Below are 24,299 nucleotides of genomic sequence, written 5' to 3' on the forward strand. Positions count from 1 at the left end.
TGGGGTCCAGTTCACCAACCAGGATGGTAGATCGGCTGTGCGCCGGTCGGTGATTACTGCGCCTTTTCCCAGGCGAATTTCTGGAACGGCTTATCAACCGGGGTTTTGGCGATGTGATTGACGTAATTTGACATCACTTTCTGCGCCAGACCCAAAATGATCTCAAGCACCTGCTGCTGGCCGTAACCCGCTTCATAAAAGGCATTGAGCTGTTCTTCACTGACATTGCCGCGTTCGCGGGTAACGGCAAGGGTGAAGGTGCGCAATGCTTCAAGCTTTGCGGTCGGAAGCGGGGTTTCATCGCGCAGGGCATCAATGATCGCGCCATCAACCTTCATCATATGGGCAATGCCGGTATGGGCCGGAACGCAGTAATGACAGGCATGTTCAACATTGATGGACAGCCAGACGACGGTAAGTTCCTCGGCGTCAAAGCTTGTGGTTTGAAACAGGCGGTGCAGGTTCTGATAACCATCAAGAAGTGCCGGGGCTTCGGCCATGACAGCATGCAGACCGGGGATCATCCCAAAGCCATCAATGGACTTTTGCAAAAGCGGCTTTGAGTTGGCAGGGGCGGTTTCGATATCGTAGAGGGTAAAGTCAGACATGGTCTGTGTCTCCGGGATTGTTGAGTGATTGCTCAATAACTATGAGCGAACGCTAACTTGACGGTTTTCAGATTGCAAGCTATTTTTGAGTAATCACTCAATAACAAGGCAGTGGCGTGGCCAGACCCAGTTCATTCAATCGCGAAGATGCCCTTTCAAGTGCGAGGGACCTTTTCTGGCGCAAGGGGTTTCATGCGACCTCGTTAAAGGATATCGAAGCAGCGCTTTCGCTTAAGCCCGGCAGCATCTATGCCGCCTTTGGAAGCAAGAAAGATCTGTTTGCCGAGGCGCTTGAGCATTATTCCCAGGGCGTTCAGGCAGAATTTCAAACTTACGTGGATGCGGCGGGATCGCCGTTGGATGCCTTAATCAGCTATGTGCGCAACATCACCGCATCGCGCGATCAATGCGTGCCATCAAATGCCTGTATGATATTCAAAACCACGCTCGAGCTGGCAGATGAAGAGTCTGATCTTAAGCAACTGGCAAATGCACGTTTGTCGGGCATGGCGAAACTGTTTGCACAGGCATTCGCGTTGGCGCAGGAAAAAGGTGAGATTTCCCAATCAGTTGACCCGCATCGCGCTGCGCTGCAGCTGCAAGCCAGCATCACAGGCGCACGCGGAATGATCGAGGGTGGATTGTCTGAGGAAGACATCGATCACCTGCGCGAAGATATCGTTTCTAATCTGGAACGACTTCGCGCCGGGTGAAAAAATTGGGTACCATCCCCAATTAAATACGACAAACCTGCATGGGCATGATATCGCCCTGACCTTTGATCTTTTGCCATCGAACGAAGAAATCAGACATGACCGAACCGACAATCACCAAAGCCATGCGTGAACGTGCCTGGGCCCGTGCTGCCCGGATCGATGGCGAAGACGCCAGCGAAGTGCGCAAACATGCCGCCAGCGGCATCACCATGAAAAAGGCAAGCTTTGGCAAGTTTCGCAATTTCGGCTGGACCGTGGTCGATGAAGAAGCCGTTCCGTGCCGTAAGGAATTCTTGCCCCCACGCGACACTGACGGCGCGACCAAGGACTGATACCCGCCAAGATGTGATGGCCTGTGATGGGCTTGTCGATTGACAATCTGGCTGCCAAACGGCGCAATGGAGTTTCCCGCTCCTTGCGCCTTTTGTTTGTCCGGTCTTGCCCAGATGCCATCGAAGTTCAGAACGCCCGTATTTGATCAGTCGATCCGCTTTGTCCGGTTAGAAGACATCGCACCGGAAACGATCATTGAACATATGTCAGATCCGCGCATGGCAGAACATATGCCGCTGCTGGATGGGCCGTGGGGTATGGCGGATTATCAGCGGTTTATCGCGGTGAAAAATGACTATTGGAAGCGTGACGGTCTTGGGCATCTCGCCATTCTGATCAATGATGACTATGTCGGATGGGGTGGTTTTCAGAAAGAAGGCGATGACTGGGATTACGGACTTGTTTTGCGCCCTGATTGCTTCGGGCTTGGCATGGCGATTACACGCAAGGCGCTTGAAATTGCCAGGGCAGATACCCGCATTCCTTCGGTCACCTTCCTTTTGCCACCCACGCGCACAAAGCTTGGTGCGTTAAAGCGGATCGGTGCGGTGTTTGAAGAAGATATTTGTTTCGAAAATCAAACGTTTCAAAAATTCCGGCTTCAAACCGCCTAGCGGGTTTTCTATTTCCCGGATTCTTGCGACAGGCTGATCAGATCAGAAAGCAGCTGTTCCGCGTTGGAGCTTGCAACAAGGCTTTCCAGATCGCGCTGGGTTTTCTGCCAGATCGGAAAGGCACGTGCCAAAAGTGCACTGCCATCCTTGGTCAGGGTCAAAAGACGCCCGCGTTTGTCCTTTGGATCGGGGGTGATTTCAAGCAGTCCGCGCCGTTCAAGCGGTTTGAGATTGGCGGTCAGGGTCGTTCGGTCCATCGCCAGAAGATCAGCGACGTCTTTCATATGCGGTGGATAGGGTCGGTTTAGTGACATTAAAAGTGAATATTGCCCGCTGGTCAGATCAAGCGGACGAAAGGCATCATCAAACCGTCTTGCGATGGTGCGTGCCGCCCGTCTGACATGCAGGCAAAGGCACGAGTCCCGCACCATTATGGTATCGGCAAACGGGACCTTCTGATCGCTATGGTTGAAATCTTCTTTTGACATGGGATAATTATGTTGATATCAACGTTTTTGTCAAACGGGAAAACAATAAAACGCTGATAAATGCACCGTTTGATCGCTGCCGCCCAACCGACCCATTCTGCCAGGCAAGGAGGATGCCCCATGCAGAAGATCAGCCCCTTTTTGTGGTTCAATCAAACCGCAGAAGAAGCCGTGAATTTCTATTGTTCTGTTTTCGCCGATGCCAAGATTGGCAAGATCATGCGGGCAAGTGCCGCTGGTCCCGGCCCGGAAGGAAGCGTTCTGACGATCGGGTTTGAACTGTTTGGGCAGCATTTCACTGCTTTTAATTTCCCGTCAGATTTCAGGTTTACCGAAGCCGTTTCATTCGTTGTTGATTGTAAGGATCAGGCAGAGGTCGACTATTACTGGGATTGCCTGTCCGAAGGCGGCGAGCCGCGCGATTGCGGCTGGGTAAAGGATCGATTTGGTGTTTTCTGGCAAATCACCCCGACCCGCCTGATCGACCTTATGACTGATCCGGACCCGAACATTGCCGCGCGTGCCGCGACCGCGATGATGACCATGCAAAAGATTGATATCGCAGCCCTTGAACGCGCGGTCCAGCCCGGCTGAAACACTAACGACTTCAAAGACCAAACTCCCTCGCACCACCAACGCAAGGATATGTCGGATGTCTGAAAAACAGTCCAAGGATAAGCAGGCAATTGCCGAATTATTCGACCAATGGGCAAACGCCAATCGCAACATGGATATCGATGCGATCATGGACCTATATCACCCTGATATCTGTTCCTATGACGCGGTTGCACCGTTGCAATTTACGGGACCACCGATTACCGCGCACATTGGGTAAAATGCCTGCCCAAAGACGCGGACATGATTGTCGAAATGCAGGAACCCGATATTCGTGTGTCGGGCCATCTTGGTGTTGCACGTTTCCTGATCCGATGTGGCATTCGCAAGGATGATGGCACCGAACAGGCAAGCTGGATGCGCTCAAGCTACCACCTTGAAAAGCGCGATGGCCAATGGCGCATCGCCCATGAGCATTTCTCTGTGCCGTTTGATTTCGACAATGGCGAAGCCCAGTTCGGACTGGAGCCATAAGCCGTGCCCACCAAACCAAATTTACAAAGGAAGCCCCGATGAAAGTGATCAGCTACTTGAACTTTGATGGTAATTGCCGCCCGGCGATGGAGTTTTATCAATCCGTTCTGGGTGGGGAACTTATCACCATGGCCTATGGCGAGACCCCGATGGCAGGCGACATGCCCGATCTGGCCGACAAGATGGCGCATGCCTGTCTGGTCGGCGATGGTTGGAACATCATGGCATCAGATTGCCCGCCGGGTAATTTTGAGGTCATGAAGGGCATGAATATTTCCATCCACGCGCCAAATGCCGAGAAGGCGCGCGAATATTTCGACGGTCTTGCGGCCGGTGGCACGGTGATCATGCCGTTTGAAGAAACCTTCTGGTCAAAAGGTTTTGGTCTTGTAAATGACAAGTTTGGCACGCCCTGGATGATCAATACCGATATGGAACCGGCATAAGCCCGATTGCCAGCCAAGTTCCTGTCATTGAACGATATGTTGCCTTGATCCCCATTTCCCGTCAAAGTAGTGCAACTTGGGGTTATGGGGGTCAGGCGAATTGACAGCACGGGTTACCACAGTTGCCTTTGCCGGGATTGAAACCATCCCTGTTGATGTTCAGGTGCAAATGGCAAGTGGCCTGCCGTCCTTTACTGTGGTCGGCCTGCCTGACAAGGCCGTGTCCGAGGCCCGCGAACGGGTCAGGTCTGCCCTTTCGGCCATGGGATTGGCCCTGCCACCCAAACGGATCACCATCAATCTTGCCCCGGCGGATCTTTTGAAAGAAGGATCGCATTTCGATTTGCCGATTGCGCTTGGCATTCTCGCCGAGATGGATGTGATCGGGCATGAGGATATCGAACGCTTTCTGGTGCTGGGCGAATTGGGTCTGGATGGCAGCATCACCAAGGTTGGCGGCGTTTTGCCTGCCGCCATGGAGGCCGGGATGCAGGAATGCGGGATCATATGCCCGCACCTCAATGGAGCCGAAGCCCTTTGGGCTGGTGATCTTGAAATTCTCGCCCCCAGCAATCTGATCAGCCTGATCAATCATTTCAAAGGAACGCAAATCCTGTCACGTCCGCGTCCGCGTGATGAGGGTGAAGTGCCTGATTTCCATGGTGATTTACGTGACATCAAGGGCCAGGAAAGTGCCAAACGTGCGCTTGAGATCGCAGCAGCAGGTGGCCATAACCTTTTGATGTCGGGGCCACCCGGATCGGGGAAATCAATGCTGGCGGCCCGCCTGCCCGGTATTTTGCCCGACCTTGATGCCAGACAGGCATTGGAAACCACAGTCATCCATTCCGTATCCGGAATGTTACCGGAAGGCGGACTTATTCGCACACGACCATTTCGCCAACCTCATCACTCTGCCTCTATGCCAGCCCTTGTCGGCGGTGGTGTAAATGAACACAAAATATGAGACTGTAAAATTAAATATGAGAACTTGTGTCGGAAAATATGAGAATGCCAAAATGGTACGGGTGAATCTCAAATTTTCGTTGTGAAGACAGTATTCAGTTTCACATACGAATTTAATTGAACAGCACCATATAATTTTTATATTAGTCATAGTGTGAGTTGCGGGATCAGTTCCCTCGTGCTAGCGAGAAAACCCTGCAGCAAGAGAATTGGAGCGGGTGACTTAGGTTGCGCCGCTTTTTTTATTTAACTTGATTTATCCGATGCGGACGCCCTAGTGATCGTATCAAACGGAGTTTTCGGGATCGCTTTGATCCGTTGAGAACTCCGTCGTATCGGCTAGCTATTCAGATACCCCTGTCTGTTTTGCTGCTGTTGTATTTCGAGATCGATTTTATCAGTTCAAATATCCGTTCACGCAACACATCATCCTCAACACCGTAATAACTGCGTACAAGTTCTAAAGTTTCTCGCCGCTGCATAGGGTCCTCACGAGAAACGAAGAGTTGAGTAACAATCTTGTTGCGTTGAGCAATAGACTTGTCAGTAAGATCGCGTGGTATGTCATCGTAGAAATAACTGACCGGAACTTTGAGTGCTTGGGCAATATCATATAGCCTTGATGCACTTACTCGATTGGTTCCCCGCTCATACTTTTGAACCTGCTGGAAAGTAATACCCAAAAGTTTAGCAATTTCTGTCTGCCCGAAACCGTTAAGCATGCGGAGCTCGCGCAATCTTCTACCGACATGAAGATCAATTGGGTGAGGTCCTACTGTTTTTGTTTTTCGCCGTCCGTTACGCATTGGTTTGCGACGGCGATTATCGTCTGGCTGTTTAGAAGGCATGCTTGTCTGATTCCGCGGACGCATTGAGAGAATAATATTCTAAATAATGCAAATTCGGGAGCTGTTGCTATTCATGTTTGAGCATTTTGATAGTGAAGAAATGTAAGTGATCAGCTCTCTTCTGCACTATTAAAGCGCAATCAGCTTATCTACATTGTGCTGCCTTTCAAATTTTCTGAGAATGGAGCTCTCAATCATCCTTCCTCAAACGGGGTGTGGGAGAAACTATCGGACGTTTTGCGTGGAGGATTGCAAAGCTTTTCGTCTCGGTTATCTGCTGACAATTAGATAGGCTACTGCAGAAAATCCGTTGGCGCGCTGACCTTTCTAAAACGCAAGAAGCCGCCTACCAGGTGGTTAGTCTGGATCAAAGGCGGCTTCTCTAATTGAGAGGTGATTGCTTTAGATAGAACCAACTCGGTATCAGCTGAACCAATGTGTGATTTATTGACGGTATTGTCAATAAATCCCCGATCACAAAACACCCCAGGTATGAGGTCTGTACAATCAATAAATCGCCCATTAAGCGTGCTCAAAACAACACCTTTGAAATCAGACTGACATGCAGTCACTCTCATCATGAAACAAAAAAGAAAATCAGGTTGAACATCGGGTATCATTCATAACCGGTATAATGCTCCGTCTCTAGATTGAAACAATTGTTGGCTATGCAATCATTGTCGTGAGCTTCGTGGGTATCAGTATCGGCATCCGGCTCGGAAGTCATATTTCGGTCGATTTCCTTGATGCTTTTGTCCCGGAAAAATACGTTCCGGCGTTACATGCGATTGCCATGGCCCTCGGGATTATATTTGCCATTGCGCTAATCTATTATGGAGGAAAACTCTTCCTGCCCCCTTGGGCGCGGTCAGTTATCCCCGCCTCTTACAGCATGATCCGGAGACTGATTTTATCATTACTGACAGCACTGCGCACTGAACTGATTGAAGGTAAGTCGAGGGCGCTCACCCCGCCATTTCCATGACAAAGACAAATGAATCACAAGCAACGGATATCACTCAAATAACTTTTATCTCGGCCCTGACACTTCGAAAGGATGTTTGACAGTTAGACTGCTCGAACAGAACTCAGGAATGCTTGCACTTTCTCACGCAATTTGTCTGTTTCATGTAATAAACTGCCCGAAGCATCTAATACTTGTTCAGCTGCTCCACCTGTCGAAACCGCAGCTTCATTCACACTAATAATACTACTAGTGACTTCGGTGGTACCCCCAGCGGCTTCTTGGACGTTGCGAGTGATCTCGAGTGTAGCAGCTCCCTGTTGCTCAACAGCGCTTGCAATTGCTGCCGAAACTTCACTAATCTCCGAGATAGTGGAAGAGATTGCAGCGATTGCCTCAACCGCACCATCAGTCTCACTTTGGATATTTGAAACCTGCGCAGTAATCTCATCAGTTGCTTTTGATGTCGCTGTCGCCAAATTCTTGACTTCTGCAGCCACCACAGCGAAACCCTTACCCGCGTCACCAGCACGAGCAGCCTCAATCGTCGCATTTAGAGCAAGAAGGTTAGTTTTCTCGGCAATATCGCTAATCAGTCCAACAACGTCACCAATCTTTTGCGCTGCATCCGCCAACCCACGTACCCGGACATTCGTTTCTTCCGCATTTACAACGGCTCGAGCTGCAACCGTGGATGACTGCCCCACCTGTTGATTTATTTCGCTAATCGAAGCGCTTAACTCTTCAGTTGCACTCGCTACTGTTTGAACGTTAGTCGAGGCCTGTTCGGCCGCTGTCGCAACTATCCCAGCTTGCCGACTTGTCTCTTCTGCAGTATTGGTCATTCCAGTCGCAGTCGATTGCATTTCCTTGGCCGCAGTTACGAGGGCTTTGAGCACAAAAGCCATTTCACTGTCAAACTCGGCGGTAAGTTCGCTTATCTTCTCGGCTCGTTTTTCTCTTAATTTTAGCGCTTCAGCTTCTTTCGTGGCAAGCTGATCAGCACGAATCATGTTTTCTTTGAACACCAATACTGCTTGAGACATTTCTCCAATTTCATCTCCACGATGCTCACCTGGAACATTTGCTTCTTTGTCCCCCGCAGCTAACTTTTTCATCACTTCAGTAATTTGCACGATAGGTTGAGAGATGCCCCTCCCAATTAACCACGCGAAAATTACACCAATGATGATTGCAGCACCCGCTAGTATCTCGCTGATCAAAACAGATCTTTTAGATGCAGCAGCAGCGCGCGGGCCGATCTCATCTTGCTCTGCTTTTACGTCAAGCTTGAGGTCTTCTAACTCACTGGCAACAATCGGCCCGATACGCTCTAACTCATTGGAAACCAAATCGCCACGTACTGGATCAAAAACCGAGAGCGAAACGATTTCTTCAAAAGATTCAGAATATGCTGTCAAGTTATCTGAAACTACTCTCGAGGCCTCTTTTCGGTTTCCTTCGGACAGTAAAGACCCTAGTTCTTGATTCAACAGCTTAGTCGTGTCGAGCATATCAAGTACTATTTGGGCATCTTCAGGGCTATTGCTTAATAGATAATCTTTAACTGCCACCCGTGCCTCCAACAGCTTCTCCTGCACACGGACCGCTTGATTTGATTGGAGAACAACTTCTCTGTAACGCGTAAAGTCTGTCCCCACACTACTCATGGAAACGACGCCTAACACGGCAACGGTTGCCAGAAGCAACAGGATGAGCGCAAAGCCTCCGAAAACTTTTGTCGAGATTTTTAAGTTACGCATTAGATTAGTCATCGCTTTCCTCCGAACGGCCAGCATTCGCTGGCTGCTGCTTCCAATTGTTATTCTAAGCCAGATGTGTCATTGGCCCTTTTATAATTAGAGATCGAAGATATTATGCCATTTTATTTCAGTAAATGAAGTCGCGTCAGCCAGGATAAACATCTCCTGAGGCTGGAAATAGACATGCGCACGCGAGTAATCCGCTACGCACAAAACTAACCGCGACGCTTACCCTAATCGACGGTCGGGATGCAGCACTGGGATAACTATAGACGAAACGGGATCGGTAAAATGCAGTGACCATGAGCTCCGCAGCATAAAGCTGCCGGTAAAAAGTCCAATCTCGGGAAAATGCAATATCAAACAGCCCTATGACATCGCGAAAAAAAGGGAGGCATGAAGCATATGCGCACACCTCCCTTGCACAACTGGAACGCATCAAGCTCCAGGAACTTTTTGATCCTTCGCCTCTTTCGCTGAGGAGGGTGACGTTGAGAAGTAGTTTCGTGCAAGTAGTGCACTGCCCACAACAATCGCACCCAAAGATACGAGCATGTACGGCGCGACACTGCCAACAGCGACGCAAATGAACAGGCTTCTCATTAGCCGCGACAGAGTGCCATTCATATAGCCCTCTATTGCAGCCGCCAGTGAAATCGTTCCGATAACACCGCCGATCACGGCAAGCCCAATCTCAATGGATGAACCGGAACCGATGATAGCAGGATTCCAAATAAAGACGAATGGCAGCAGAAAGCCGACTGCGGCAAGTTTGACTGCATCAAACGCAATCTTGAATGGATCCTCTTCTGCAATGGCCGCTGCCGCCAGCGCCGCAACCGCAATCGGTGGCGTCAAGGCCGACAGGATCGCGTAGTAAAGCAAGAACATATGAGACTCAAGAAGCGGATATCCCAACTTTGAAAGTGCTGGCCCAACGAGAACTGCTGCAAGAATGTAAGCACTTGGTGTTGGCATCCCTAAACCGAGAATGATGGTCACCACAGCGGAAATCATCAAGGTGATAACCGGATCCGCACCACTGATTGTCATGATCACGTTTGCCGCTTTCATGCCAAGGCCCGTCATAGACAGACCTCCGATTACAAGTCCCGCAGCCGCGCACGCGCCAGCAACGGGGAGGATGCGCAGTGTGGTTTCACCAAGGCCTTCAACTACACGCCAAACGCTCATGCGGGTTCGCGCAGAGCAAGCCGCTGCAATGACGACAGAAGCAGCTCCCAAGCCTGCCGTCATGGTTGGCGAATAACCAAGCGACAGTGCGAGTATGATCACCGCGATCGGGACAATAAACATCCAGCCATTAATGAGGGTTGCCTTAAGCGTAGGGACATCATCTGGATAGGAGCGCAGATCGCGTTTGACCGCGCGCAAGTGAACCTGCGAGAAAACGCCAAGATAGTAAAGGATCGCTGGAATAATCGCGGCGTAGACGACTTCGCGATACGCAAACCCTGTGTACTCAGCAAGAATGAACGCGGCTGAGCCCATGATAGGCGGCATGGCGCTGCCACCTGTGGATGCAGCAACTTCAACTGCGCCGGCGAAACGCGATGAATAGCCAAGGCGCTTCATGATTGGGATCGTTATCGAGCCCGTCGCGACGACATCAGATACGGGACTGCCTGAAATCGTTCCATACATGCCTGATGAGATAACAGCGACCTTTGCTGGACCACCGGGGCTCTTTCCAGTCAGCGAGGCAGCAAGGTTAAAGAAGAAGTCCCCTCCGCCAGCAAATGACAGCAACGTCCCGAACAGAACAAATAGGAAAACATAGCTAGCGACAACCTGGATCGGGACACCAAAGACACCGTCCGTTGTAAAGATTAGCGCATCCAGCAGGTAGGTGTATTCGATCACTCCGTGCCCAAAGGGCGGGGGTAGCAAGTGACCGAACAGGTTGTAGGCCATAAAACCGAGAACAACGATCGTAAGACCTGCACCCGTCGTGCGACGCGTCGCTTCAAGTGACAAGAATAGAAGTGACGACCCGAAGAAAAGTTGAGCAGGTGTAAGCTCTTCAAGCAAAGTAATCCGGCTTGAAATCACACTTGCATTCACAAGGAAAAACACTCCGGTAGCGAGGCTCAGTACACTTAACACCCAATCAATAATGGTCGGTTTGTCCCGTGCATTAGTTGTTGCACCGACCACCAAGAAGAGCATCGAGAACAAGGCGCTAAGAAACAGAATGCCAATTATAAGCGGGTCCGAGATAACGAAGAGGTTGCCGTAAATAACCCCGATCGCAAATAGCGCCGCCAAGCTGATCAGAACTTTGTGGGGTAGGGCCGCAAACGTACGTTTGCGGCCTGTGTTTACAAGTGACTTCATCATTTGAGAAGTCCTGCCTCGCGATATGCCCGTTCTGCACCGGGATGGAACGGCAGAACATCCTGATCAGCCATAAGCTCCGGGGTCAGCGCCTTCATAGAACCGTGAACCGCCTTGATCTCGTCAACATTTGCAATCAAAGCCTTGGTAAGGTCATATGCAGTTTCTTCCTCCATCTGATCCGTCGCCACCAGAAGAGCACCAAGGGCCGACGTTTCGACATCATTTGGCTGATTGGAATAACTTCCTCCGGGGATTGTATAAGTTTGAGTTCCGAAACGGGCATTCGTGGCATCAATTACATTCTGGGGAATGTCGAGGACAATGACTTCATTGTTTTCGTCAATTGCGCGGAATGAGGAATGAAGAACAAAGACACCATTGGTAACAATGTCGATACGACCATCCTTCAGCAGTTCTGCCTGGTCGTTTGCCCCGGCCTGAACAATGCGTCCACCATTTGCCTCAACAGCTTCCGTGGTTAACCCAGCTTGTTCGAGCATGAACAACGCTACGTTGGACGTAATGTTACCCGAACGGTTTACACCAATACGCACCGGTGCTTTTGCTGTTGCAAGATCGTCGAGGCTATCGATGTTGTATTCGTCGGCAATCGACTTCGCCAAGAAGAAATGCATCGGCGCCCAATTATACATGTAACCAATTGCACGCATGTTGTTTACAGGAGCCTTGAAGGGTTCTTCACCTGCCAGAGCAATCTTCACTTCAGCGTTGTGAACTAATCCCGTATCCGTCCGGTTTGCTCCCAGCAAACCAATATTTGCAAATCCACCACCAGTTGCCTGATATGTTACAACGGAATTTGGGTCTGATTGTTTTACGGCACGGTCGATACCTGCGCCGAGAAGGGACCACAAGCCACCCGGATTGCCACCTGAGAGCGTCAGGTTTACCGGTTCAGCCTGTGCAGTGTTAACGCCGAAGGCCAGTCCAATAGCCGCGGCAAGAGTTAAAAGCCTCATTCTTTCCTCCCTAATGGGTAAGATCTCAATTTATAATTTCTGTTATTTTTATTGGATGCCGACCGTCAAAGGTCCCACTGGAACGGCATCAGGCCTCGAAAGTGATATTGACGTTCTTTTGCTCGGTGTAAGACAGCATCTCGCCCAAGCATTCTTCGCGTCCGATGCCGGATTGCTTCATCCCGCCATACGGTGTGCCAAGGAAATGGTCGCTGGAATTGTTGACCCAGACATACCCGGCGCAAATGTCATCAACTGCACGCATAGCTTGTGAGATATCGCGCGTCCAAACCGAGGCAGTGAGCCCGTAATCAACCCCATTTACCGCTTCGATCAGGGAGTCATAGTCACTCCATTTGAGGACGCTCAGCACCGGTCCGAACACTTCTTCTTGCGCAATGCGCATATCGGGGGTGACGTCAGCAAATACAGTCGGTCGAACAAAGAAGCCATGAGACAGCTCTTCGGGTACATCGCCGCCCGCCACCATCCTGGCACCTTCATTCTGCGCTATTTCTATGTAACCGCGGACCTTGTCATACTGACCGCGCGTCGAGAGACAGCCCATTTCGGTACTAGGTGAGAGTGGATCGCCCGGCTTTACTGCATCAAATGCGGCGGCCAACTGATCAACGACGGGATCATATAGGCTTTCATGGACGAATACCCGACTGGTCGAGCCACAAGACTGTCCTGCTGTCCATGGCAGGTTCATGCCCTTGACCGCGCTTTGAACAGCCTTTTCAACATCCGCATCCGGGAACATGACAAGTGCGTTCTTTCCGCCCAGTTCCAATGACACATGTTTAAGTGTATCGGCAGCCTGACGCATGACGGCACGCCCGGTTGCGGCACTGCCGACAACGCTGACGCTGGCGATACCGGGATGGGTTGAAAGTCCTGCCCCCAGATCAGGGCCGCCATTCAGCACATTCAAAACGCCTGGTGGGAAAAGTCCGCCAATAAGTTCGGCAACCTTTAGGCTTGAAAGCGGTGTTTCTTCCGATGGTTTGATGATCACACTGTTGCCAGCCATGATTGGCGGCGCAAGCTTTGCGCAGGCGAACATCAGCGGGTGATTAAATGGGACGATGCGTGCCACGACACCAACAGGCTCTCGCACAACATAGTTCACTTTCCCCGCCCCAACCGGGACGGTCTCACCTTTAATCTCCGTGGCCAAGCCCGCAAAGAATTCCATCAAGGTAACTGCGATATCCACGTCAAACAGCATCCCCCGCAACGAGTTACCGCTGTCGAGAGCGTCAAGTCGCGCGAGTTCTTCCTTGTGCTCCTTGATCTTGCTTGCAGCTTCGCGCATAACACGCGACCGTTCCAAAGGGATCGTCTTCGCCCAAATTTTCTGACCTGCAGTTGCAGCTTTTACAGCGGCTTCAAGTTCTTCCTCGCCGGCACTGTCAACTTTGGCAACTTCTTGTCCGGTCGATGGGGAATAAACCGGTATCTGCTGGCTAGAACTTCTATGCCAAGCTCCACCATAATAAACCCCTTGGGGGAGTTTGTTGGGCAATGTGCCCAGGGCTGCAGAAGCGGCGACTACCTGCTTCATGTGATTTTTCCTCCCGGGAATTTCCGTGTTTATTATTTTTTGTAATCACGGAAAGGTCTCTCTGGTCTTTTTTATAAGATATCTAAATTAAATGGCAGCAAAGGAGATCAGTCAACCATAAAATTAGATATCTTAGTTTTGTTCGAAAAAAATAGCAGGCTCACAAACGAACCTGCTATCAAAACCTTATTCGGCAGCGACACTTTTCTCTTCCACAAGAGTTCGCCAATCCACTGTCTGCGGATAGACCCCCTCGCGCGAAGCGATGTCTGCATGCGGAATTCTTGGCTCGACGGTACCGATCGCATCGCCACCGGCAGCAACTTTTCTGGCTGCATCAACCATCAAGCGGCGAAACTCGACAATCGCGAGATCGGAAGCCCCAAGAATATCTACCGATCGATCAACAATGGCACCCATAGATACCCACATCACAATATCCTGATTGGGAATACCCTTAACACCCGTGAAACTCCCGAGCTTCATAGCCTGGCGATCCTGCAGGAAATTATTGTGCAATTGACGCTGGGAGACCCAACGATCATCAAGGTGAATGCCTTTTTGTGCGTGATTGAATTTTCGCCACTCTTCGGTTGTCGGACAGGCCTTTCCACCCCAGGCAATGAAATGGAAATGAGTGGTTTCATCGTCAATAGGAACGATAACACTCGCAACATTATAATTGTTATTCGGCGGGATCAGAGATGTATAGGGTGCAATATACTCGGTAATACGAAGATAGTTATGGGTACTAGGATTTTTGATCGGCTTACGGATCGCAGCATAGTGGAAGCCGTAGCTGGTCGTTTGGGTCTGCATGCGCGGAGATTTATCCGTCGAAGGGCGGTACCATGCCTGATCATCCGCGGAAGCGCCTTCAACGCGGGCCGGCTTCATATCCGATGAATGCAAACTGGACGAATGTGCGGAATCGATCTGCCCTTCGGTAATCTGCGCCCAGTTGGCCGGAATCCTGATTTTCAGGATTGAAACCTGGGTATCTTCGGTCGGGGCAAATGCAGGTGGCGAAAACGGATACATGTCTTCTTCTTCGCCAAGCCATGCCCAAACAAAGCCCCCCCATTCGACGGTCTTGTAAGACTTGTGCTTTACCTTCTCATGTAGCGGACTGCCTTCGGGTTCGGACGACATGGCAACACAGTTGCCTTCAACATCGAACTTCCAGCCGTGATAGAGGCACCGCAGTCCGCAATCTTCGTTACGACCAAAAACCAGAGATGCACGTCTGTGCGGGCAGAGCTCATCAAGAAGACCAAGCTTTCCGTTTGAATCCCGAAAGGCGACATAGCGATTGCCAATCGCCTCCACCAGCAGCGGTTTGCCATCCGCTTCGGCAACTTCTTCAATGAGGCAAACCGGCGTCCAGTGCTGGCGCATCAGCTTCCCCATTGGCGCATCACCCGAGACGCGGGTTAACAGGTCATTCTCTTCATGGCTGAGCATAACGTGAACTCTCCTCCTTTGTGTTTTCTTAGATATCAAAGAATCAATATCACATCATTACAGGCATCTAGTGACTTGACAAGAATTATTAGATATCTAATTTATTCATCAAAGTTACTTCGGGAGGAAAAAATGTCAACAGAATTAGAAAGCATAAAAATGCGCGTAGAGGCACGGCGTCAGCTAACGCCTTATATTTGCGAGTTTACGCTTTCCCCCGTGGATGAGATCGAACTCCCTGCCTTTGCGCCGGGATCGCATATCACCGTCGAAACGCCATCCGGCGCGATGCGCCGCTATTCGCTTGTTAATGATGGGGAATTTCCGGAAACCTACGTGATTGCCGTGAAACGCGAGCCTGAATCGCGTGGCGGATCATCCTCAATGCACGAGTCAGCTACTGAAGGTAGCGAGATTACAATTCAGGCACCCGAGAACTCGTTCGCACTCAAAAATGCACCGAAATATTTGCTGATTGCAGGCGGAATCGGGGTCACTCCAATTTACGCAATGGCCAATCACCTGTCTGCGCAGGGCAAGCCGTTCGAGATGATCTACTGCACCCGATCTGCCGAGGAAACTGCATATCTGGATGATATCAAAAACGCATTCGGATCACGCGTTAAGTTTCATCACGACAATGGCGATCTCAATCAGGTTTATGATTTCTGGGATCACTTCGAAGAGCCCGGTGCCGGGCATGTCTATTGCTGCGGTCCATCCCCCTTGATGGAAGAAATCAAAGCCATCTCAGGCCATTGGCCGGAAGGGCGTGTGCATTTCGAAGACTTCAAAGCCGTCGATGCCGTGCGCGAAGACGATAAACCGTTTGAAGTGAAAGTCGCCAATCTCGATACCACCATCACGGTTCCTGCTGACAGGTCCGTTCTCGAAGCACTTCGTGATAATGGCATCAAAACGGTAAGCTCTTGTGAAAGCGGCACCTGTGGCACTTGCCGCTGCAAGCTGATCGAAGGGGATGTTGACCATCGCGACATGGTCCTGATGGATGAAGAAAAAGACAGCCAGATCATGATTTGTGTCTCCCGCGCAAGGGAGGGAAATCTTGTCATCGAACTCTAATCAGCCGAAGCTTGAGGCGCCCTTGCGCCTTGGCGTCATCGGGCTTGGTCGCGGGTTCATGCTGACATTGCCAAGCATCAATGCAGATGATCGGGTGCAACTTGTTGCGGCATGCGCACCGCGGGAATCTTCACGTGCGGCGTTCGAGCAGGAGTTTGGCGGGCGCACCTATCAGAACGTCGAGGATATTTGCGCCGATCCGGACGTCGAAGCCGTCTATATCGCCACACCGCATCAAATGCATGTCGATCACGTGGAAATTGCTGCGAAAGCCGGAAAGCATGTTTTGGTTGAGAAGCCACTTGCGATCCATCTTGAAGACGGCATCAAAATGGTCGAAGCCTGTGAGAAAGCGGGCGTGCAACTGATTGTGGGCCCCAGCCACAGCTTTGATGGGGCTGTAATGTTGGCCCATAAGATCATTCAGTCTGGCGATGTCGGCAACGTCCGCATGATTCATGCAATGAACTATACCGACTTCCTATATCGTCCGCGTCGACCGGAGGAACTCGTCACAGAAGAAGGCGGCGGAGTGATTTTCAGTCAGGCTGTCCACCAGCTTGATATTGTTAGGCTTCTGGGTGGCGGCATGATGAAAACCATCACTGCGGCCACCGGGAACTGGGATCCGGCCCGCCCGACTGAAGGCGCATATAGCGCATTGGCTACATTTGAAGGCGGTGCCTTTGCCTCTTTGACCTATTCGGGCTACGCGCATTTTGATTCCGATGTATGGCAAGGCTGGGTTGGCGAACTTGGCTATCCGAAGGACCCTGAAAGCTACGGTCAAGCCCGCAAAGCCTTGACCAAGGTTTCAAGCCCGGAAGAAGAATCCGCCCTGAAATCCGGTCGAACATATGGCGAAACCCCGGCACGACCACCCGCGCCAAACCACGAACATTTTGGCCCGATCATTGTCTCGTGTGACGGCGGCGATCTGCGGATTACGCCCAACGGGGTTTGGCTGCACGGCCATTTCGAACAGAAATACATTCCTGCACCGCTGGAGATGGGCCCACGCGCCGGCGTTAACTCCGCCTTGATTAAAGCTGTCCGCTTTAACGCTCCGCCATCACAAACCGGGCGCTGGGGCCTTGCCACGCTTGAAGCGTGCCACGCGATTTTGCAATCCGCAGAAGCGGCAGCACCGGTCAAGCTGCTTCATCAAATACAGACACAAAAAACAAATATTGGAGGAAACTCGTGAGTAATCTGACACTTTCACTTGCCTACGGAGACTATGATCGCACCAGGCCGATTTTTGATGGACGCGTCAAAATTGATGGCGTAGATCCCGTATCAATGCTGCTGTCCCCGGAAGAAATGTTCTTCCGGGCATTCCGTAACGAAGATTTCGATGTCAGCGAGCTTTCATTTTCGTCCTACTGCGTAAAACTCGCACGAGAAGAATCTCACTATGTGGCAATTCCGGTCTTCCTGTCGCGCGCCTTCCGCCACACGTCGGTTTACATCCGGACGGACAAAGGCATCAATAGCCCCGAAGACCTCAAAGGACGCCGCATCGGTATTGCGGAATATCAGCTGACGGCAAATGTCTGGGTGAGAGGCATTCTTGAGGATGACTATGGGGTAAAACCATCCGACATCCATTGGGTACGTGGTGGCATGGACACGCCGGGTCGGCCGGAAAAGATCAAGGTTGATCTGCCCGATGATGTCAAAATGACCCAGGCGCCAGACGGTGCGACGCTTAATCAGATGCTGATGGACGGTGAGATTGATGGTTTCATTGGTCCGCGTTGGCCAAAATGCTTTAACGAAGGTCACCCGCATGTCGGGCGCCTGTTCACTGACAGCATTTCAGCGGCAGAAGACCACTATAAACGTACATCGATCTTCCCGATCATGCATGTGTTGGGTGTCCGCAAAAGCTTGGCTGAGCAGCATCCATGGCTTCCCGGGGCGCTGCTTAAGGCGTTCTCGCAATCAAAGAAGATGGCGCTTGATGCGCTGAGCGACACGTCCGCGACGAAGGTCACGATGCCGTTTGTCGAAGACACGCTTGATCGCGCGAAAAACCTTCTGGGTGATGATCTTTGGCCCTATGGCGTTGCGCCAAACCGCAAAGTCATCGAGACGTTCCTTGACTATCACTACCGCCAAGGACTTTCACCGCGCAAACTTTCGATCGACGAGCTTTTCCACCCCTCCACGCGTGAGGTCTTCAGCCTATGACCAATACCATCGCAAAAACATCTGCAGTCATGCCCTCCTTGCCGCACATTCTGATCGAGGAAGGCGTTCGCGCCGCCCTTAAGGAGGATCTTGGACGCGCCGGCGACCTGACCACGGATGCAACAATTGGTCCTGATCTCAGTGCAAAAGTATCTTTGGTCTCGCGTGAAGCCGGGCGTTTATGTGGTGTCGATTTCGCACGAAGTTCCTTTGCACTTGCCGGTGCGGGGCTGGCGTTTGAGGCATTCAAGAAGGATGGAGATGTTCTGGCCCCGGGTGATGAAATCGCCCGGGTGACCGGCAATGCACGTGCCATACTGTCATCGGAACGCGTTGCGCTAAACTACCTGTGCCATCTGTCAGGCATCGCAACGACAACCGCAAAGTTCGCAGATCTAATTGCTCATACAAAGGCACGCATTTGCTGTACGCGGAAAACCACACCGGGCCTGCGCGCATTTGAAAAGTATGCGGTGCGCTGTGGGGGCGGTGCCAACCATCGCTTTGGTCTTGATGATGCCGTCCTGATCAAAGACAACCACATTGCCGTTTGCGGATCTATCACCAACGCAATTGAAGCTGCCCGCAATTATGTCGGCCATCTTGTCGTAATCGAGATCGAAGTCGACACGCTGATACAGCTTGAAGAAGCCCTTGCAGCGGGCGCATCAACGGTGCTGGTTGATAATTTCGGCATCAACGGTCTGAAAGAGGCGGTTGCCCTTAATGCCGGCCGTGCGCGGATCGAAGCATCCGGTGGCATCAATATCGACACCATCAAGGACGTTGCTGAAACCGGGGTTGATTATATCTCAAGCTCGAAAATCACGATCTCGGCACCAACCCTTGATATTGGCCTCGACGTAACACTGGGATAGGAAAATGAAACAGTTTCAGCCAGGCGATGTGATTGAGGTCAAACTTCCGGGTGGTTTTGCCTATGTACAGATCACACATAATCACCCGGCCTATCCAGAAGTCATTCGTGCATTGCCGGGTTACTACAAAAAACCTCCGGAAAACATTCTCGAACTCGCATCAGGTCAATCAGTCTTCACGGTTATGCTGCCGTTATTTTCCGCAATCGAGCGAGGCATGCTTGAAGGGCGAAAAGTGACAAGCACGAAGGTCCCCTCCAGTGACAGCACCTTCCCGACATTCCGTATTCCCATCAGGGACCGACAAGGAAATGTTGTCTATTGGTGGTTCTGGGATGGTGAAGGACTGAATTATGATGCAAATCCAGATGCCGGAAGCGAAAACATGCCGCTTCGCGAAATAACCACGACCGATACCTTTATCGAGAGGCTTTCTGCGACCGCGCCGTGTTAAATACCTGAAAAAAACTTAAGTCGGAATGCGGGTAGGAGGGACCTTTCGCCCCTCTTCACCTGCTTTTCGCTCATCCTCTTCAAGATTATCCAGAATCAGAAGCATCCCCTTACGGATTATATCCAACTCGGAAGATGACAATCCTGCCAGCGCAACCTCGTTCACCTCTACGGCAAGCGGTTCAAGTTCGATGCGCAGTTCTTTGCCACGCTTGGTCAGAAACACATGCTGTTTTCGCTTGTTTCCGGCTAGCGTTCTTTTTTCAAGAAAACCAAGCGCTTCAAGCCGCTGCAGAGCCGTGTGGGTTGTGGGTTCAGTTAATCCGGCTTCTTCACTCAACTCACGTTGTGTCAGACCTTCCTGCTCCCACAGGATGCGTAAAAATATCCACTGCCCGAACGTAACATGATGAGAGGCCAAACGTATTTGCAAAGACCGGTTAAAACCCCGAGTTGCCAACCGGATAATATGAGCAAGACGCTCTCGCGAATTGGGAACTCTGTTTTCTTTATCGGTCATGAACAAAACGACGCCCTTAAAGCCAACTGAAATATTTTGCGTTTGACTGATACAGTCGTCGTATAGAGGAGTCAAACATGCTTGATACACAGCATATCAAGCATGGTTGACACATGCCATATTTACTCTGCTGTTTCATCCGCCGTGCGGGTCATTCCCGCAGACATTGCTTTGCTGTAACCCGGGGTGATGCGTGCATCGATAACGACAGCATTGCCCTGTCTGACATCCTCGAGTGCCACCTCAATTGCCGATTTCAAATCACGCGCATTGGTCACGGGACCAATGGCCTTTACCCCTTGCGCGCGGGCCATGGCGGCAAGATCGATATCAGGTCCTCCAATATGCTGACCGATCCATTTGTTTTCAACTGGACGTTCACGGCTGACGGCAACTTTTTCCTGATGGATTTCGTCATTATAGAAAGATCGATTATTGGCAATGATCGCGAGGAAAGGGATACCGTAACGGGCCGCGGTCCAGAAGGCCGAAACACCCATAAGGTAATCGCCATCCCCCAACACGGCAACGGGTAGCCGATCTGTACCCTTCAGTGCCAGTGCTGCCCCGACCAGCATACCCGGCCCTGAGGCAATACCTGCGCCACCGTCATAGCCAAGATAGTCAAGTGGATGACGGAAATGCCACAAATCCCCGCCCCAACTCAATGGCAGACGAACAAGAGACACAACCTCGTTTTTAAGCCCATCGCCGAGGGCCGCAGCAAGGGTATCTACATCCATAGGTCCCAAATCATCTGTCAACTTTCCGGTACTGAAAGCCGGCAAGTTCTGCGGTTTCAATTGGGGTGTTAAACCGACCTCTTTACATAGTGTACGTATGACGATGTCGGGCTCAGCCGCAATATGCAGATCAGCTCGAACCGCGGCCTGATGATCAAGGCTCCAGCCATTGTGAAGTTGGTGATCAACCGATAGCTGAACGAGTGGTGCATTCTCGGCCTGAGCGCCAGCCTGTTTGAGTGTGCCCGCAACGTCTACCCAGTCAAAACTGACAATCAAATCAGCTTCGTTGAGGACTTTTGCACCATCAGGGGAAAGGAAAAATCCTGGCGTTCCGGAATGAAGAGAATGGTCTGTCGGAAAGGCCGCACCCAGTTTGATATCGGTGAGAACGCGAGCATTGAAATGCTCTGCCAAAGCCACTCGGTATGCCCAGTCATCTGCAGACCGAGAAACTCGGCCCATAAGAAATACTGGGGACCGGGACTCTTTTAGCCGCGTGTGAAGTTCCGCAAGCGCGTCGGGCAATAATCCCTGTGACATAGGCAACTTAAAACGCCTTGGATCGGGTGTCTTGATCGGGGCTGTGACAGCCTCTTCCTGTACTGCAACATCAAAACAAATATACACAGGAGCCATGGGTGCTGTTTTTGCAATTAAAGCGCCGCGAATCATGGCCTCAAGCGAAGCAGATAACGATGCAGGTTGATCATCCCATTTGACATATGGCCGAACAATCGCCGCCTGATCGCGCGACGTGTGGATCCAATCTATCCAAGGTCGTCGTTCCGTCGCATCGACAGGACCGGTTGCCCCAAAGACCATAACAGGGACTCGGTCACACCAGGCATTGTAGATAGACATTGTCGCATGCATTAAACCGACATTTGCATGCACAATCGCGGCCATAGGCCGTCCGGTTACCTTCGCCCAGCCATGTGCAATTGCGACGGTATGTTCTTCATGAAGGCACAACAGCATTTGAGGATTTTCGTTGCCCAGATGATTAACAAGGCTGTCATGCAGCCCACGAAAACTGGAACCGGGATTAAGCGCTACATATTCGACATCGAGAGCACGCAGCATCTCCGCGATCAGATCGCTCCCCCACAAGCCTGTTGTCTCGGATATGACAGGCCGCTCGACCTTTTCCATCTCTTCCTCCCGATTTTTTACTTTAGTTGGTGTTCTTTATAGTCTCCCATTTAAGTACTTCGATATCTAATATCATGTCAAACGGGTTTTCCGATGCTATCTGCGGCTCTGATCCTCGTGACGGAGCAATCTGCTTCTGTTTTTCCGTCTGGGTAGCTAAGCGGGACTTCCTGCTTGTTTGGGAGCGGATGGTGAGGCCGTCGCCGGGCACTTGAATGTGCACTGGAAAGAGGTGGTCGATAAATGCGCGGTTCGTGATGTCACTGCGACGTGCTGCCCTAGACGATAAACAGACCTGCTCTTACACGCCGCAAAACCCTGTCCCTTTACTGGACCAATGGCGGCTCCACCCTTGACCAAACTCCGTATCCGCAATCGTGCTCAATGCTACGAATGCGTGGCACTGTTTGAGGAATAAACTCTAAGAGCAGTCTGACATGCAGGAGAGGGAGTCGACCAGCCAGTATCTCGGTTCGGAGAGTCATTTCGCCTCGATGGCAGATGACTCACCTTGGTCAACAGTTTCAAAGCAATCTTGGCTATTGCCGGTATCTGATCTGAAACCGATACGCGCTATCACTGTCCGTCCAGACAGTTGTCTAGATATTGCCGGGTTGTAAGCAGAGCTGGCAATCCATCTGCGATCATGACATCAAGGGGTTTCGCCCCAAGAAACAGCGGCCCCTGATTGGGCAGCAATATCCAGGAGCGGGCGATCGGCGTGTTAAAATACAGCTCAAGGCTGCGATAGATGCCGATCAGTGCGCTCAGCCTGAGCATCTGATCGACATTGATCCGGCCGCGATAATTCGGGCGGCGCGCGCCGCGCCATTTGCCCGGGGACATATCGGCAAGGGCTGCCGCCTGACGGGCGGACAATGCCCAGTTGTGTGCAATATTGCGATAGGCCTTGAGCGCGACCGCAGTCGCTCTGGGGTTCTGGCTGAAGTGCGCTGCCGTGGTCCGTGCCTCCCGTTTTATCTCTTCTGCCCGTCAACAAGCTGGAAATGTCGTCCCGTTTCGCCCATCATACAAGGGTGACATGGGTCGAGAGTTGGATGCATGACAAGGGAGGTCCCTATGGATTCCACCAGCATCAATCTTTTTCTCTTCGGCACCGGGGCCTTTTTCGTCCTGCTGCTCATTGGCATAAAGATCGGCGAATATCTGGAAAAGCACCCGAAGCCGGACTGACCCTTTTCCCTGGGCGAAAGATAGGCGGCGCGGTGCGGCCTGGCCTCTCGGCGAGCCGATCGTTTCGGAGAAGCCAAAGCCCGCCGGAGATTGGCGAGCTTTGGCCATTGTCTGTCGGGGGAGGCTTAGAGCCAAACGGTGCCGACAGCCCAGAATTGAGATGTTGGGTGGAGAGGATACCCTGTCAAGCAGGCGGGCAATCGTTTCGGCTGTGAATTTGTCCGTTAAGGTCTTTTAACGGACAAATTCATCTACTGTTCGGCCAAGAAGAAAAGGCAGATGGCAGGGCCCTGTTTCGATCATCGGTGGCGCAAATAGGTGAATAGTGTCTTTTGGTTGATTATTTTTAAGTGAAGATTCGCTGAAGTTGTTTTATTCTGTGCTTTCAGTAGATTTCCAAGGAGCTTGATGATGACCAAGATCAAAGGAAAGAACGACGGTCCCGGTGGGCGCAACGAGCACTACGACGTTGGACCTCGTAAGAATGTTCCGCGTAAGCAAATAGTGAACGAGATTAAAAAAGGTCAGCATCCTGACGCCCATGTTGTGAAGATCAATGGTCGGGAATACGCGCGCGACAATCCTGATCGCTCGAAAAAAGACAATGTGAACCGTTAAGTCTCATTGCACATTCTGACACGAGTACTAAAGGCGAAATTGCTGCCGTTTAAACTCTGCTATTCTTCCGAGATGTTGGCCGAATTGAGGGCAGGAGTGCTACCCATGACAAAATATGTAGTGGGATAACCCAGTTGAAGCGGATTTTGTGATACCAATAGTTTTGGCACTTTCCAGCAAACCATTAACCACCTTTGCATAGCCCCCCTACTCTTAATTGGGGCGTGGTTGATCAAGCATTGACGTTTG

At 51.2% G+C, this 24,299-nt stretch carries 25 protein-coding genes and 1 pseudogene; 15 read left to right on the top strand and 11 right to left on the bottom strand.

Translation table 11 applies throughout. From position 1 onward, the window contains the following. Positions 1-53: 53 nt before the first annotated feature. On the bottom strand, positions 54-608 hold the full coding sequence (locus tag ACMZ66_RS01925; RefSeq protein ID WP_416933923.1) for a carboxymuconolactone decarboxylase family protein: 555 nt from the start codon (positions 606-608) through the stop codon (positions 54-56). 116 nt (positions 609-724) lie between these two features. Here ACMZ66_RS01925 and ACMZ66_RS01930 point away from each other — a divergent pair, with 116 nt between their 5' ends. The 3 genes from ACMZ66_RS01930 to ACMZ66_RS01940 all read left to right on the top strand — a co-directional run bounded on the left by ACMZ66_RS01930 (position 725) and on the right by ACMZ66_RS01940 (position 2,271). Next, a complete protein-coding gene (locus ACMZ66_RS01930; RefSeq protein WP_416933925.1) occupies positions 725-1,321 on the top strand; it encodes a TetR/AcrR family transcriptional regulator in 597 nt (198 codons plus the stop codon). 98 nt (positions 1,322-1,419) lie between these two features. Next, positions 1,420-1,656 (top strand): hypothetical protein, encoded by a 237-nt coding sequence (locus ACMZ66_RS01935; protein ID WP_416933927.1) that lies wholly within the window; start codon positions 1,420-1,422, stop codon positions 1,654-1,656. Between the two features lie 114 nt (positions 1,657-1,770). Continuing rightward, complete coding sequence (locus tag ACMZ66_RS01940) at positions 1,771-2,271, top strand: GNAT family N-acetyltransferase (protein ID WP_416933929.1); 501 nt, start codon at positions 1,771-1,773, stop codon at positions 2,269-2,271. 8 nt (positions 2,272-2,279) lie between these two features. On the opposite strand, the gene ACMZ66_RS01945 is transcribed toward ACMZ66_RS01940, so the two are convergent. Beyond that, positions 2,280-2,759: a MarR family winged helix-turn-helix transcriptional regulator gene (locus ACMZ66_RS01945; protein WP_416933931.1), complete on the bottom strand. Its 480-nt coding sequence runs from the start codon at positions 2,757-2,759 to the stop codon at positions 2,280-2,282. A gap of 120 nt (positions 2,760-2,879) precedes the next feature. Between ACMZ66_RS01945 and ACMZ66_RS01950 the strand changes: the two genes are divergently transcribed. The 5 genes and pseudogenes from ACMZ66_RS01950 to ACMZ66_RS01970 form a co-directional block, all read left to right on the top strand. Beyond that, positions 2,880-3,353 carry a VOC family protein gene (locus ACMZ66_RS01950; RefSeq protein WP_416933933.1) on the top strand — a complete coding sequence of 158 codons (474 nt, stop codon included), beginning with the start codon at positions 2,880-2,882 and terminating at the stop codon, positions 3,351-3,353. Between the two features lie 58 nt (positions 3,354-3,411). Further along, complete coding sequence (locus ACMZ66_RS01955) at positions 3,412-3,594, top strand: hypothetical protein (protein WP_416933935.1); 183 nt, start codon at positions 3,412-3,414, stop codon at positions 3,592-3,594. Between the two features lie 23 nt (positions 3,595-3,617). After that, the gene (locus ACMZ66_RS01960; RefSeq protein WP_416933937.1) at positions 3,618-3,848 is read left to right on the top strand and encodes a YybH family protein; all 231 of its coding nucleotides are present in this window, start codon (positions 3,618-3,620) and stop codon (positions 3,846-3,848) included. Between the two features lie 38 nt (positions 3,849-3,886). Then, positions 3,887-4,294, top strand: a complete 408-nt coding sequence (locus ACMZ66_RS01965; RefSeq protein ID WP_416933939.1) for a VOC family protein — start codon at positions 3,887-3,889, stop codon at positions 4,292-4,294. A 100-nt stretch (positions 4,295-4,394) separates the two neighbouring features. Beyond that, positions 4,395-5,240, top strand: a pseudogene (locus ACMZ66_RS01970) (YifB family Mg chelatase-like AAA ATPase); the annotation flags it as partial. A gap of 367 nt (positions 5,241-5,607) precedes the next feature. On the opposite strand, the gene ACMZ66_RS01975 reads toward ACMZ66_RS01970, so the two are convergent. Further along, positions 5,608-6,108 (bottom strand): helix-turn-helix domain-containing protein, encoded by a 501-nt coding sequence (locus ACMZ66_RS01975; protein ID WP_223304932.1) that lies wholly within the window; start codon positions 6,106-6,108, stop codon positions 5,608-5,610. Between the two features lie 658 nt (positions 6,109-6,766). Between ACMZ66_RS01975 and ACMZ66_RS01980 the strand changes: the two genes are divergently transcribed. Beyond that, positions 6,767-7,093, top strand: a complete 327-nt coding sequence (locus tag ACMZ66_RS01980; RefSeq protein ID WP_255356165.1) for a TRAP transporter small permease — start codon at positions 6,767-6,769, stop codon at positions 7,091-7,093. 83 nt (positions 7,094-7,176) lie between these two features. Here ACMZ66_RS01980 and ACMZ66_RS01985 read toward each other — a convergent pair whose 3' ends face one another. The 5 genes from ACMZ66_RS01985 to ACMZ66_RS02005 form a co-directional block, all read right to left on the bottom strand. Further along, entirely contained in the window at positions 7,177-8,847 is a 1,671-nt protein-coding gene (locus ACMZ66_RS01985; RefSeq protein WP_063086832.1) for a methyl-accepting chemotaxis protein, read from the bottom strand. A 426-nt stretch (positions 8,848-9,273) separates the two neighbouring features. Beyond that, the gene (locus ACMZ66_RS01990) at positions 9,274-11,196 is read right to left on the bottom strand and encodes a TRAP transporter permease (protein ID WP_063086242.1); all 1,923 of its coding nucleotides are present in this window, start codon (positions 11,194-11,196) and stop codon (positions 9,274-9,276) included. Further along, a complete protein-coding gene (locus ACMZ66_RS01995) occupies positions 11,193-12,176 on the bottom strand; it encodes a TAXI family TRAP transporter solute-binding subunit (RefSeq protein WP_063086240.1) in 984 nt (327 codons plus the stop codon). Before ACMZ66_RS01995 ends, ACMZ66_RS01990 begins: the two co-directional genes overlap by 4 nt. 88 nt (positions 12,177-12,264) lie before the next feature. Further along, on the bottom strand, positions 12,265-13,746 hold the full coding sequence (locus ACMZ66_RS02000) for an aldehyde dehydrogenase family protein (RefSeq protein ID WP_063086238.1): 1,482 nt from the start codon (positions 13,744-13,746) through the stop codon (positions 12,265-12,267). Positions 13,747-13,932: 186 nt separating this feature from the next. Continuing rightward, entirely contained in the window at positions 13,933-15,210 is a 1,278-nt protein-coding gene (locus ACMZ66_RS02005) for a Rieske 2Fe-2S domain-containing protein (protein ID WP_063086236.1), read from the bottom strand. Between ACMZ66_RS02005 and ACMZ66_RS02010 the strand changes: the two genes are divergently transcribed. The 5 genes from ACMZ66_RS02010 to ACMZ66_RS02030 are packed head-to-tail and all read left to right on the top strand — an operon-like array spanning position 15,199 to position 19,821. Beyond that, positions 15,199-16,293: a PDR/VanB family oxidoreductase gene (locus tag ACMZ66_RS02010; RefSeq protein WP_223304934.1), complete on the top strand. Its 1,095-nt coding sequence runs from the start codon at positions 15,199-15,201 to the stop codon at positions 16,291-16,293. The two genes, ACMZ66_RS02005 and ACMZ66_RS02010, sit on opposite strands and share 12 nt — an antisense overlap. Beyond that, a complete protein-coding gene (locus tag ACMZ66_RS02015) occupies positions 16,277-17,500 on the top strand; it encodes a Gfo/Idh/MocA family oxidoreductase (RefSeq protein ID WP_223304935.1) in 1,224 nt (407 codons plus the stop codon). The genes ACMZ66_RS02010 and ACMZ66_RS02015 overlap by 17 nt, the downstream gene beginning before the upstream one ends. Further along, positions 17,497-18,489: an ABC transporter substrate-binding protein gene (locus ACMZ66_RS02020; RefSeq protein ID WP_175494872.1), complete on the top strand. Its 993-nt coding sequence runs from the start codon at positions 17,497-17,499 to the stop codon at positions 18,487-18,489. Before ACMZ66_RS02015 ends, ACMZ66_RS02020 begins: the two co-directional genes overlap by 4 nt. Then, positions 18,486-19,367 carry a carboxylating nicotinate-nucleotide diphosphorylase gene (gene nadC / locus ACMZ66_RS02025; RefSeq protein ID WP_063086232.1) on the top strand — a complete coding sequence of 294 codons (882 nt, stop codon included), beginning with the start codon at positions 18,486-18,488 and terminating at the stop codon, positions 19,365-19,367. The genes ACMZ66_RS02020 and nadC overlap by 4 nt, the downstream gene beginning before the upstream one ends. A 4-nt stretch (positions 19,368-19,371) precedes the next feature. Then, positions 19,372-19,821 carry a hypothetical protein gene (locus ACMZ66_RS02030; RefSeq protein WP_063086230.1) on the top strand — a complete coding sequence of 150 codons (450 nt, stop codon included), beginning with the start codon at positions 19,372-19,374 and terminating at the stop codon, positions 19,819-19,821. Between the two features lie 15 nt (positions 19,822-19,836). Here the strand turns inward: ACMZ66_RS02030 and ACMZ66_RS02035 are convergent, their stop codons facing one another. The 3 genes from ACMZ66_RS02035 to ACMZ66_RS02045 form a co-directional block, all read right to left on the bottom strand. Beyond that, a complete protein-coding gene (locus ACMZ66_RS02035; protein ID WP_063086228.1) occupies positions 19,837-20,340 on the bottom strand; it encodes a MarR family winged helix-turn-helix transcriptional regulator in 504 nt (167 codons plus the stop codon). 122 nt (positions 20,341-20,462) lie between these two features. After that, positions 20,463-22,238, bottom strand: coding sequence for a thiamine pyrophosphate-binding protein (locus ACMZ66_RS02040; RefSeq protein WP_063086225.1), 1,776 nt, complete (start codon positions 22,236-22,238; stop codon positions 20,463-20,465). Positions 22,239-22,814: 576 nt separating this feature from the next. Beyond that, the gene (locus ACMZ66_RS02045; protein WP_198155600.1) at positions 22,815-23,117 is read right to left on the bottom strand and encodes a hypothetical protein; all 303 of its coding nucleotides are present in this window, start codon (positions 23,115-23,117) and stop codon (positions 22,815-22,817) included. Positions 23,118-23,843: 726 nt separating this feature from the next. Here ACMZ66_RS02045 and ACMZ66_RS02050 point away from each other — a divergent pair. Continuing rightward, on the top strand, positions 23,844-24,050 hold the full coding sequence (locus ACMZ66_RS02050; protein ID WP_063086221.1) for a DUF3892 domain-containing protein: 207 nt from the start codon (positions 23,844-23,846) through the stop codon (positions 24,048-24,050). The last annotated feature ends 249 nt before the right edge of the window (positions 24,051-24,299 follow it).

The organism is Thalassospira sp. (assembly GCF_048059015.1).
In the GTDB taxonomy this organism is placed as follows: domain Bacteria; phylum Pseudomonadota; class Alphaproteobacteria; order Rhodospirillales; family Thalassospiraceae; genus Thalassospira.